This is a genomic window from Gordonia sp. 135 (assembly GCF_009720185.1).
In the GTDB taxonomy this organism is placed as follows: Bacteria; Actinomycetota; Actinomycetes; order Mycobacteriales; family Mycobacteriaceae; genus Gordonia; species Gordonia alkanivorans.
The window spans coordinates 289,904-301,868 of record NZ_CP046257.1 but is presented as its reverse complement, the minus strand read 5'-3'; the positions used below and the strand labels follow the sequence as shown (position 1 = coordinate 301,868).

Annotated in this window: 6 protein-coding genes; all 6 read right to left on the bottom strand. The window is 67.9% G+C overall.

What is annotated here, in order from left to right:
• Positions 1 to 7 precede the first annotated feature (7 nt).
• On the bottom strand, positions 8 to 1,558 hold the full coding sequence (locus GKZ92_RS01295) for an acyl-CoA carboxylase subunit beta (RefSeq protein WP_005199222.1): 1,551 nt from the start codon (positions 1,556 to 1,558) through the stop codon (positions 8 to 10).
• Positions 1,559 to 1,597: 39 nt separating this feature from the next.
• Positions 1,598 to 6,943: a polyketide synthase Pks13 gene (gene pks13 / locus GKZ92_RS01290; protein ID WP_155224926.1), complete on the bottom strand. Its 5,346-nt coding sequence runs from the start codon at positions 6,941 to 6,943 to the stop codon at positions 1,598 to 1,600.
• A gap of 64 nt (positions 6,944 to 7,007) precedes the next feature.
• Complete coding sequence (gene fadD32 / locus GKZ92_RS01285) at positions 7,008 to 8,912, bottom strand: long-chain-fatty-acid--AMP ligase FadD32 (RefSeq protein WP_155224925.1); 1,905 nt, start codon at positions 8,910 to 8,912, stop codon at positions 7,008 to 7,010.
• A 258-nt stretch (positions 8,913 to 9,170) separates the two neighbouring features.
• Positions 9,171 to 10,181 (bottom strand): LLM class F420-dependent oxidoreductase, encoded by a 1,011-nt coding sequence (locus tag GKZ92_RS01280; RefSeq protein WP_006358800.1) that lies wholly within the window; start codon positions 10,179 to 10,181, stop codon positions 9,171 to 9,173.
• Positions 10,182 to 10,358: 177 nt separating this feature from the next.
• Positions 10,359 to 11,366, bottom strand: a complete 1,008-nt coding sequence (locus GKZ92_RS01275; protein WP_155224924.1) for a cutinase family protein — start codon at positions 11,364 to 11,366, stop codon at positions 10,359 to 10,361.
• A 1-nt stretch (position 11,367) separates the two neighbouring features.
• On the bottom strand, positions 11,368 to 11,916 hold the full coding sequence (locus tag GKZ92_RS01270) for a DUF732 domain-containing protein (RefSeq protein ID WP_006867064.1): 549 nt from the start codon (positions 11,914 to 11,916) through the stop codon (positions 11,368 to 11,370).
• Between the last annotated feature and the right edge of the window lie 49 nt (positions 11,917 to 11,965).

The window sequence follows — 11,965 nt, the reverse complement described above, 5'->3', positions numbered from 1 at the left end:
GTTTGCGCTAGATCGGCATCAGGAAGTGCTTGCGCGGGGTCTTGAGGACCTGCTTGTCGCGCAACTGCGCCAACGCCTTCCGGAGCTGCAGGCGGGTCTCGGCGGGCTCGATGACCGCGTCGACGTAGCCGCGTTCGGCCGCGAGGTAGGGCGTGGCCATCATCGTGTTGTAGAAGTCGATGAAGTCACGACGAACCTTGTCGGCCTCAGCAGCCGAGAGCCCTTCGGTCTGACGACGAGTCAGCACGGCGGCGGCCGATTCGGCACCCATGACGGCAATCTTGGCTGTTGGCCAGGCGAAGTTGATGTCGGCACCGAGGTGCTTGGAACCCATCACCGCATAGGCGCCGCCGTAGGCCTTGCGCAGCACCACGGTGACCTTGGGGACGTCGGCCTCCACGTAGGCGTAGAGGAAGCGACCCGACCGGCGGATGGTGCCCTTCTGCTCCTCGGCGAGGCCGGGGAGGATGCCCGGCGTGTCCACGAGGAACACCAGCGGGATGTTGTAGGCGTTGCAGATCCGGACGAAACGCGTCGCCTTCTCCGACGAATCTGTGTCCAGCACACCGGACATGACGCTCGGCTGGTTCGCGACGACGCCCACCGACCGGCCGTCCACACGTGCGTAACCCGTGATGATGTTGGGCGCGAACAGTTCTCCCACCTCGTGGAAGGCACCGTCGTCGAACAGCCGGATGATGATGTCCTTCATGTCGTAGCCGGCGTTGTCGTTGTCCGGCATGAAGTCGTTGAGCGACAGATCCGACTCGGTGATCTCGGGTTCGAGTCCCGGGTTGATCACCGGCGGTTCCTCGTACGCGCTCGACGGCATGTACTGCAGGTACTCGCGGACCCAGTCGAACGCGGCCTTCTCGTCGGGCGCGATGTGGTGGATGTTGCCCCAGCGCGCCTGATTGTGGGCGCTGCCCAGATCCTCGGCGGAGATCTCCTCGCCGTTGACCTGCTTGAGCACGTCCGGGCCGGTGACGAACATGTACGACTTGTCCTCGACGGCGACGAGGATGTCGGTGTTGGCCGGCGTATAGACGGCACCGCCCGCACACTTGCCGAGGATGACCGAGATCTGCGGTGCGAGACCGGAGAGCAGATCGTTGCGTCGGCCCATTTCTGCGTACCAGGCCAGCGAGGTGACGGCGTCCTGGATGCGGGCGCCCGCCGAGTCGTTGATGCCGACCATCGGGCAGCCGATCTTGCCCGCCCACTCCATCAGCGATGCGACCTTGCGGCCGAACATCTCGCCGACGGTGCCGCCGAAGACGGTCTGGTCGTGCGAGAACGCGGCGACGGGGCGTCCGTGGACGAGGCCGTGGCCGGTGACCACACCGTCGCCGTACCCGCTCTCCGCGGCGCCCGGCATCTTGGCGAGCGCGCCGATCTCGACGAACGTCCCGGGGTCGAACAGCATGGCCAGGCGTTCGCGAGGGGAGCAGATCCCCTTCGCCGCACGCTTGGCGACTGCCTTCTCCCCTCCGGGTTCGCGAGCGGCCTCCAGCTTTTGCCGGAGGTCGGCGAGCTTGCCTGCGGTGGTGTCAGTCACGGTCCTTCACTTTCTACGCGACCACGATGTCTCGTGAGGCTACCTCTTACCAAGCCGTCCGAGACGCGTGGCCAGATCGGCGCCGATCTTGGCGATGTAGGGCTCGTCGACGATCGACAGGTGGTCGCCACCGATGTGGATGATCTCCAGGTCGTCGACGACCTCGCCCCACCGGCCGTCCTCGTCGATCTCGGCCCACTGCGGTTCGAGCTCGATCGCCCCGGCATGCATCTTGTCCGCGCGGTACAGCACGACCTTGCCGTCGTACGGTTCCGGCGCGATGTTGCTGAGCACGCGGTTCTCGATGAACGAGGTCCGCTGGTGTTCGATGATGCCGCCCGGGATCTTGGTGCCCGACATCGACATCATCTCCATGATGATCGCGAACTGACCCTCGTCGTCGGCCTCGACGAGCCTCTCCATCGGGATCGGCACCTCGGGGTCGAGGTCGTAGTTGCGGATCGCGAAGTCCTTCCACCGTTCCAGGCGGGCGCGCTTGGTCTCGGGGGTCTCGGTCATGTCCTCGCGAGGACGCACGACGTCGATCAGGCCGACGAAGGCGACCTCCTCGCCGGCTTCGCGGAGAACCTGGGCGACGCCGTAGGCGAGGGCACCGCCGAACGACCAGCCCACCAGCACGTACGGCCCGTTCGGCTGCAGTTCGCGCAGACGCGGGATGTACTCGCGGACACGGTCTTCGATCGTTCCCTCGACGCCGCGGTCGAAACCGATGACCGGCTGGTCGTCGGGCAGCCGCTTGAGCAGCGCCTCGTAGGCCGAGGTGTTGCCGCCGGCCGGGTGGAACAGCAGGATCGGGGCCGGGTCGCCCGCAGCGGGGTCGTAGACCTTCTTGCCCTCGGGAACCAGACGCAGGTAGCGCAGGAATCCGTCGGTCGACGCCCCGGCATCGAGGTGCTCGCGAACGTAGTTCGACATCTCCTCGATGGTCTCCGAGTCGAGGATGTCCTCGACGTCGATGTCGCCACCGGTGCGCTCGTTGAGGCGGTCGGTGAGCTGCTGGGCCGTCTCCTCCGACAGGACCGGCAGCTTGTTGAAGATGCCGCCCGCGGACTTCTTGGTCACGACCGCGTAGGTGCCGAAGGTCAGGCGCTCGGCCGCATCACGCGGCGGGACATCCGAACCCGCGGCCTCGGCGACCGCCTTCTGCGAGGTGATGTCGGTGGCCGGCTTGGCGGCCGCGACCGGTTCCGGATCGGTGCCCGGGGAGGTCGCGACGGCGTCCTCCACCTCCACGACATCCCGGGCCACCTCTTGCTTGGGCTCCGGGGACTCCTCGACGGCCGGCACGCCCGGGGTCGCGCCCTGGGCGTTCTGCTCGTCGATGTAGGCGTTGAGCGCTGCCGTGTCGAGTTCGCCTCCGCTGGCGGCGTTCTCGGCGAGATCGTCGAGCTGGTCGCGGTGGGTGACCGCGAACTCGACGAACTTCTGAACGTCGGCCAGGTTCGCCTGGCGCATCGCCTGCAGCTGTAGCTGCGGGATGTCGAACTCGTACTCGACGCGGTTCTTGATCCGCACGGCCATCAGCGAATCCAGGCCCAGCTCGATGAGCGGGATCTCGCGCGGCAGGTCCTCGGGGTCGTAACCCATCGACTCGCCGACGATGATCGCGAGGCGATCGCCCACGGTCTCACCGGATTCCGGATTCCACTTGTTGCCGATGTCGTCGACGATCTCGTCCTCGACGACGACCTTGTCGTCGGCGAACGCCGCGGCACCGGACTCGGGGGCCGCAGCGGGCGCGGACGCCGTCGCGGCGGTCTCGTCGAGGTCGCCGGTCACAGCGGCCTCGAAGAGCAGGCGGAAATTCTTGTCCGCCTTGACGTGCAGGCTCACCGACGCGCCACCCGGATGCGGGCTCAACGTGGTGGTGATGGTGCCGGTCGCCGGGACCTCACCGTGCGACACCGCCGCACCCACCGAGGCGTTCTTCAGCACCTGAGCGGCGGCGGCGTGCACCAAAGCGCGCGGGTCGGTGACGGCTGCGGCATTGACCTCCCAGGCGTGACGGCCGTCGGGCAGCGCGACATGCGATCCGGGGACCGAACCGGCCGAGCCGCCCGAGGACAGCTTCGCCTTGAGCCAGAACTCCTTGCGCTCGAAGCGGGTTCGCGGAACGGCCGCATAGCCACCCGCGCCGAACAGCGACGCGACGTCGACCGGGTGGCCGTGCACGTACAGCTTCATCAGCGCGTTGACCAGACCGAAGCTCTCGTCTTCCTTGCGACGCAGCGTCTCGATGAGCTCGGCGTCGTGCAGGCCGGCCGAGAAGGTGACGGCCGCAACGGAGATCAGGACCGCCGGGTTGGGCGACAGCTCCAGGAAGGTGCGGTGACCGTTCTCCACGGACTTCGAGATGGCCTGGCTGAACCACACACTGTGGCGCAGACCCTTCAGGAAGTAGTCGATGGTGTGGACCGGCTCGTGGCCCGCGCGGTAGAACACCTCGCGGTCGACCGAGCTGTAGAACCCGGTGGTGAGCCGCCGCGGCTCGATGCCGGTGAGCTCGTAGGCGAGTTCGCCGAGGATCGGGTCCATCTGCGAGGTGTGACTCGCCCCCTTGGTCGCCAGCTTGCGGCCGAGTTTGCCCTCGGCCTCGGCCCGCTCGACGATCGCGTCGACCTGCGACTCCGGCCCGCCGATGACGGTGTGGGTCGGTGCCGCGTAGACACAGATCTCGAGGTCGGGGTAGTCGACGAGGACGTCGTTGATGTCCTCGGCGCTGTACTCGACCAGCGCCATCAGACGGATGTCGTCGCCCTGCAGCATCGACTCGCCTTCGCCCATCAGCCGCGAACGCTGGCAGATGACGCGGGTCGCGTCCTCCAGCGACAGGCCGCCGCTGATGTAGGAGGCCGACGCCTCGCCCATCGAATGCGGCACCAGCACACCGGGTTCCGCACCGTGGTGGCGCAGCGTGTCGGCGAGCGCGACCTGGATGGTGTAGATGCCGACCTGGCTGGTCTCGATGCCGTAGGTCTGCTCGTCGTCGAGGAACATGTCGGCGATCGAGTAACCCAGCTCGTTCTGGATGTGCGCGTCCACGCGGTCGACGTACTTCGCGAATATCGGGTTCTCGGTGTAGAGCTGCTTGGCCATCTTGCGGTGCTGCGAACCGAAGCCCGACAGCAGCCACACGGCCGACGCCGCATCCGGCGAATCCGAGGAGTACACCAGGGGATTGCCCTTGCCGTCGGCGATCGCCCGGACACCGGTGATGGCGTCGTCATGGGTGCGGGCCATCACGACGGCACGTGAACGGCCGTGGTTGCGGTGCGCGAGCGCGCGGCCGATGTCGGCGAGCGGGGTGGCCCGGCCCTCGTCGGACTCGAGCCACTCGAGCAGGTCGGCGGCGGTCTTGCGGCGGCGCGACGGCAGGAAGCCGGAGATCACCAGCGGGACGACCGAACCCTCGACGGCACACGGCGCGAAACCCTCGGCCGGGTCGGCCGCGGTCTCGGCGAGCGCCGGCTCGACATTCGCGGCCTGCGCGGCCAGAACGGCCCGCTCGGCCTCGGTCAGGTACTCGTCCTCGTCATCGTCGAGATCCGGCTCGCCCGGAAGGGATTCCGTGGCCGGGAGCTCTGCTGCCGAGGCATCGACCGGAACCGTCTCCGGCTTCAGGTCGCTCGGCAGGACCTCGCGGACCACGACGTGCGCGTTGGTGCCGCCGAAGCCGAAGCCGGAGATACCGGCGACGGCGTGACCCGAGTAGCGGGGCCACTCGGTGGCCTCCGGGATCACCTTGAGGTTGGTCGCGTCGAACTGGATGTACGGGTTGGGACCGCTGTAGTTGCGCGACGCCGGGATGATCCCGTTCTTCAGCGCGAGGACGACCTTGGCGATCGCACCCGCACCGGCAGCGGACTCCATGTGTCCATAGTTGGTCTTCACCGAACCGAGCAGCATCGGCTTGTCGGCGGTGCGGCCGCGACCGACGACGCGGCCGAGGGCGTCGGCCTCGATCGGGTCGCCGAGGATGGTGCCGGTGCCGTGGGCCTCGACGTAGTCGACGGTGCGCGGGTCGATCGCCGCGTCGGTGTACGCCGAACGCAGCACCTCGACCTGGGCCTCGGGGTTCGGGGCCGGCAGGCCGTTCGAACGTCCGTCGGAGTTGACGGCCGAGCCGGCGATGACCGCGAGGACCTCGTCGCCGTCGCGGCGGGCGTCGGCCATGCGCTTCAGCACCACGAGACCGCCGCCCTCGGCGCGGATCATGCCGTCGGCGTCGGCGGAGAAGGCCTTGATGTGGCCGTCCTTGGCCTGCGCGCCGATGCGGTCGAAACCGAGGGTCGCGGCGGGCGTGATCAGCATGTTGACGCCGCCGGCGAGGGCGACGTCGGATTCGCCGGTGCGCAGGCTGCGAACCGCCTGGTGAATCGCCACCAGCGACGACGAACACGCGGTGTCGATGGCGATCGACGGTCCGCGGAAGTCGTAGAAGTAGGAGACGCGGTTGGCGACGATGGCCGTCGAGGTACCGGTCAGCGCGTAGGCCGCGGTGTCCTCGGCGCCCTCGCCGAGTCCGAGGGTCGCGAGCAGCTGGTAGTCGTTGGTCGACGTACCGATGAACACACCGACCGGTGCGCCCTTGAGGTCGCTCGGCGGGATGTGGGCGTGCTCGAGCGCTTCCCAGGTGAGTTCCAGGGCGAGCCGCTGCTGCGGGTCGACCATCTCGACCTCGCGCGGGCTCATCTGGAAGAAGTCGGCGTCGAACGAGCGCACATCGTCGAGGTAGCCGCCCTTGATGTTCGAGGACTCCAGGATCTCGGCGAACCGCGGATCGGAGGTGAACTCGGTCCATCGGCCCTCGGGCAGATCGGAGATGCCGTCGACGCCGCCGACGAGCGCCTCCCACGTCGACTCCGGGGTGGTGCCGGACTTGGGGAAGCGGGTCGACAGGCCGACGATCGCGATGTCGTCGTCGGCGCTGCGCTCACGCCGCCAGAAGGTGTCGGCGGTGTCGTCGAGACCTTCGTCGGGGTCGCCGTCGATGATGCGCTGTGCCAGGGACGAGATCGTCGGGTGGTTGTAGACCACGGTCGCGGTCAGGATGACCCCGGTCTTGTCCTCGACGTCGGCGGCGAGCGCCACCGCGTCGCGCGAGGAGAGTCCGAGTTCTTCCATCGGGCGGTCGACGTCGATCTGGGCGACCGGCACGGCCGTCGCCTGCGACACCCATTCGCGCAGCCAGTCCCGCAGCTCGTCGACGGTGAGGTCACCGGCGGTCTCGCCTGGTGTGGCCTCACCGTTCGACGTCGCGTTGGTCGCGTCGGCGGTTGCTCCGTCTACCGAACCGGGGGTCTCGAGGGACGAGTCGTCGGGCAGATCGGTGCCGCGTGACTCGTCGGTATTCAGTTCAGACATCGCTTCCAGACTACTGCTCTCGTCGGCACCCGAAACCGGGTGCCGGGTGACTGTTGTGGACGCGCTATTCCGCCGCGTCCGGGAACGCCGTCTGCTTGTAGCCGCCGCGCAGGCTGCCGTCGATGTAGGCGGTACGAGTGGCCCGGCGCGCGATCTTGCCCGACGAGGTGCGCGGGATCGAACCGGCGGGAACCAGCAGGACGTCGCGGGCCATGACGCCGTGGCGCTGCGCGACGGCGGCACGCACGGTGTCGGCGACCTCCTGCGGGTCGGCCTTGCGGCCCGGGCCGCGCTCGGCCACGATGACCAGCTGCTCGGAAGCGTCGTCGGGATCGGGGGTCAGACCGCTGCCGGCGAACTCGAAGACCACGGCGGGCAGCTGGTTCGCCGGCACCGAGAAGGCGGCGACGAAGCCCGGACGCAGCGCGGTGCTGGCCTCCTGGGCGCTGTACTCGAGGTCCTGCGGGTAGTGGTTGCGTCCGTCGACGATCACCAGGTCCTTGACGCGACCGGTGATGTAGAGCTCACCGTCGAGCCAGACGCCGTAGTCGCCGGTCCGCATCCACAGGCCGTCGGCCGGGGCGCCCTCGGAGTGGCTGCCCTCCGACAGCGGGGCGACGAGCTTGTTGTGGAAGGTCTCCTCGGTCTCGGCCGGCTTGTTCCAGTAGCCGGCGCCGATGTTGAGACCGTGCAGCCAGATCTCGCCGACGTGACCGTCGGGCCGCTCGGAGGCCGTCTCCGGGTCGACGATGACCGCCCACTGGCTCACCGCGACCTGGCCGCAGGACACCTGGGCCACCGAGTTCGGCGTGCCCTCCTCGACGACGGTCAGCTTGCCGGCGTTGAGATCGTCGCGGTCGACGTAGATGACCTTGGCCTCGTTCTCACGCTGGGTCGCGGAGACGAACAGGGTGGCCTCGGCCATGCCGTAGCAGGGCTTGATGGCCGTCTTCGGCAGGCCGTAGGGCGCGAAGGCCTCGTTGAACTTCTTCATCGAGCTGACCGTGACCGGCTCCGAGCCGTTGATCAGGCCGATGACGTTCGACAGGTCGAGTTCCTCGCCCTCCTTGGGCAGGCCGCGCGCGGCGGCGTGCTCGAAGGCGAAGTTCGGGGCCGCGGCGTAGGTCTCCGCGCCGTCGGCGGCCGCGGCGAGTTCCTTGATCCAGCGGCCGGGTCGGCGGACGAACGCCTGCGGGCTCATGATCGTGATGTACCGACCGCCGAGCGCCGGCAGGATCACGGTCAGCAGGCCCATGTCGTGGAACATCGGCAGCCACGTGACGCCGCGCGCGTTGCGGTCGATCTGGATGGTGTCGGAGATCTGCAGGACGTTCGCGGCGACCGCCTGGTAGGTGATCTCCACGCCCGCGGGGACGCGGGTCGAACCGGACGTGTACTGCAGGTACGCGACGGTGTCCTTGTTGTGGTCCTTGCCCGCGACCGGGGCGACCCAGCTCGAACCCACCGAATCGGGGACCGCGTCGACGGCGATGACGCGCGGGCGCTCCTTGGCCGGCAGCGGCGCGAAGAAGTCGCGGACCGCCTCGGCGGACTTGGTGGAGGTGAGGATCGCCGTCGGCTTGCAGTCGTCGAGGACGGCATGCAGTCGATCGGTGTGGCCGGGCTCGTCGGGCGAGAACAGCGGCACCGCGACGTTGCTGGCGTACAGCGCGGAGAAGAAGCCGATCACGTACTCGAGCGACTGCGGTGCGAGAATCGCAACACGATCACCGGGCTTGGTCACCTGCTGCAGGCGTGCGGCGACAGCGCGCAGGCGCTTGCCGAACTGCGCCCAGGTCAGGTCCTGGGCTTCGCCGTCGCGCTCGCGGCTGTAGTCGATGAACCGGTAAGCCAGCGTGTCGGCCTGCTCACGCACGTTCTGTTCGACGTAGTCGACAAGCGTCGCTTCCTCGGTGAAGGAGATGTTTCCCGTCTCATCGAGAAAGTCTTCGAGTTCAGTCTTCAGCATTCATTACTCCTGTGGCCCCCTCGTGGACTCCCCCACGCGAGTGCAGTTCCCGGTGACGTCCTTCGGCGACAACACCCGGCGCTTCTGCCATCCACGTCCTGTGCCGACCGCGGGATACGGTAGCGCACGTCCAGTTACACAACGAAAAACTTGTGATCGTCAAGTTCAGCTTCGAAAGAGCGTACGTCGGTTCATCGACGTACACCCTCGGGTCAACACCCACCACCTCGTCGTTCACACGCGAGACAGACGGTCATCCTACTCCCCCTTCAACTGGGCCAGAACGGGCGCAAAGGCGTCCATCTGGGTCGGGAAGACCCCGACGTAGGACATGGTCGTCCGGCGACGGACCTCGCGGATCTGATCCGCGATCTCCTCGAAACTGCCGATCGCGATGTACGGCGAGGACAACACGTCGTCGACGGTGAACTCGGTGTCGTGCGCGATGTTCGGCGGGTAGCCCTGCTCGAGGGCCTTCAGCGCCATCTCGGCGGTTGCCACACGATCGTCGGTGATCACGATGACGGCGATCGTCCAGTTCAGCTCGATGTCGTCGAACCGGTCACCCGCGGCCTGGCGGATGCGGTCGACACGTTCGGCCGTCTTCTCGATGGTCATGTCCGACAGCTTCATCTTGCCGTCGGGCGTGGTGCCCGGGGCGACGGAGATGATGTCGGCGTGCTTGGCGGCGAGCGCCAGCATCTTCGGTCCGCCACCGCCGACCGCGATCGGCGGTCGCGGTCCCTGGCGGGGTCGCGGGCTGCCCTCGAGGCCGTTGATCTTGTAGAACTCGCCGTCGAAGTCGACGGTCTCGCCGCGCATCAGACCGTCGAGGATGGTCAGCGCCTCGTCGAGCCGGCGGATGCGGACGCCAGGGGACTCGAACTCGATCCCCGCCTTGTCGAACTCTTCCTTCATCCAGCCTGCGCCGATGCCGAGCTCGAGTCGCCCCTTGCTCAGCACGTCGATCGTGGTGGCCTCCTTGGCCAGCAGCGCCGGGTGGCGCCAGCCGTTGGCCAGTACCGACGTGGCCAGGCGGATCGTGCTGGTGGCCTGGGTCAGCGCACCGAGCGCGGCCAGCGGACCGACCTGGTTGCCCAGGTGATCGGGCACCGCGAAGGTGTCGTAGCCGTATTCCTCGGCGGTCTGGGCCAGCTTGACGAACTTGCGGGCGCCACCTTCGTCCTTGTTGCCCTCGCCACCCGCACCGAAGCGGAACTTGCGCAGACCGGAGGAGCTGCCACCCGCATCATTCGGGGGTTGCGTCATCGCTGTCCTCTCCTCGTGTCCGGCCGTCGGGGACGCCGTACGGCATCCTGTGTCGATCGCCCGGACGAAGCCCGGGCCAGCCCAACACGTTAATGCAGCGTGACGGCCCCGCAAAACGAATCGGTGGTGTCGGCGACAGGGTTACACCGAGTTCGTCGACCGCTGGACGCCGAGGGGTCACTCGTGCGCGGGACGCGGGGCCTCGTCGATGAGGTCCTCGGCCCACGAGTACATCCACTGGGTCGCGGTGCGACCGTCGGCCTCCCAGTACTTGGTGGTGGCATACATCGCGTGGATCGGGTTGCTCGCGGCGTTGGCCAGCTTCGACACGGCGGCGAGCGGATTGAGGACCGTCGGCGAATCGCAGATGAGATCGCCTGGCGCACAGATGGACTGCACGCGGTCCTCGAGGTCGCCGAATCCCCCGTTGCGCGGGCCGGTCATGGTGATGCCGGGGACGATGTTGCCCATGCCGCCGAGAGCGATCTCCGCCCCGACGCCGTCGGGGCTCGGGTCCACGTCGTTCTGCTTGCCGGGCTGGCGACGCCCGTCGGCGATGAGCCCGACCCCGAGAACGAGATCCTGGTCACCGTCTTCGAGAACACCCCGGCCGTTGCCGATGTTGCTGGCGAGATCACCCGCGATCACCGCCCCCTGGCTGAAGCCCATCAGCACGTAGCTGGTGAGCGGGCAGCGCTTGTTGGTGTTGATGATCTTGCCGGCGGCCCGCTTGTACCCCTGGGTGCGTGAGACGTTGTAGTCGGCCTGACGGTCGGCGAGGTTCGTCGGATTCCGGAACTGTGCGGTGTAGGGCACCGTGTAGATCTCGGTCCGCGACGAGTCGAAGTCCTTCGACAACGCGCGTGAGACCCGCAACATCAGCGAGTTCGGGTTCGCCGAGGGCGAGTACGGATCGTCGGTCGCACTCGACTCCCAGGTGCCCGGGATCACCACGGTCAGCACGTCGGGACAGTCCGCGGGTTGCGCCTCGGGGCGCTCCTTCGACGGCGTCGACGGGACCTGCGGCCCGATCGGCGGGACCGGCCCGGGCTTCAGCCACACCAGGATGAGCAGCACGATGAGCACGATCGCGATGACCGCGAGCGCTAGGAGGAACAGGGAGAACTTCCCCAGCCGCCGGGCGGGGCTCTTCCGAGCGCGGCCCGCGGTGCGTCTGGCCATCACGTCAGCAGTAGTGCTGTTCTGCTGCGCGAATCACCTTGTCGGCCTTGGTGTTCGCCTCTTCGACGGTCTTGGTGCCCGGCCCGACCGACGCGGTGACGAAGGCCTTCACCATGCCCGGGTCGGTGCCCTTCTGCTTGGCGCCGCACACGTACTTCGCCATGGTGAGCGAGACGGAGTGGTCGCTGTCGCCCATGAAGGTGACGTTGTCCGCCTTCAGCGCCGCGAGGTAGGCCTTGGCCTTGGCGTCGAGCGGGGCACCGCTGGGCCCGGGGAAGTTGTCCGGGACCTTGGTGCTCGGGTTGGGCTCGGTCTCGGGCAGCTTCGAGGTGGTTCCCGACGGCGCGTCCGAGACCTTGGCTGTCGGCTCGGCCGAGGCCGAACCCGACGCGGGCGTGGACGATCCCGCGGCCGAGTACAGCGACGTGGTGGTGACCGGGTTGTTGGTGATCGGCGCACTGGCCGTCGAATCGTCGGAGCACGCCGAGACCGAACCGAGCGCGAGTGCGAGTCCCGCCAGGGGCAGCACCAGCCGAGCACACTTCGTTGTCATCGCCACTTCCTGTCGAACCTCTATCCCGCCGGACGCGGCGCAGTCGGAC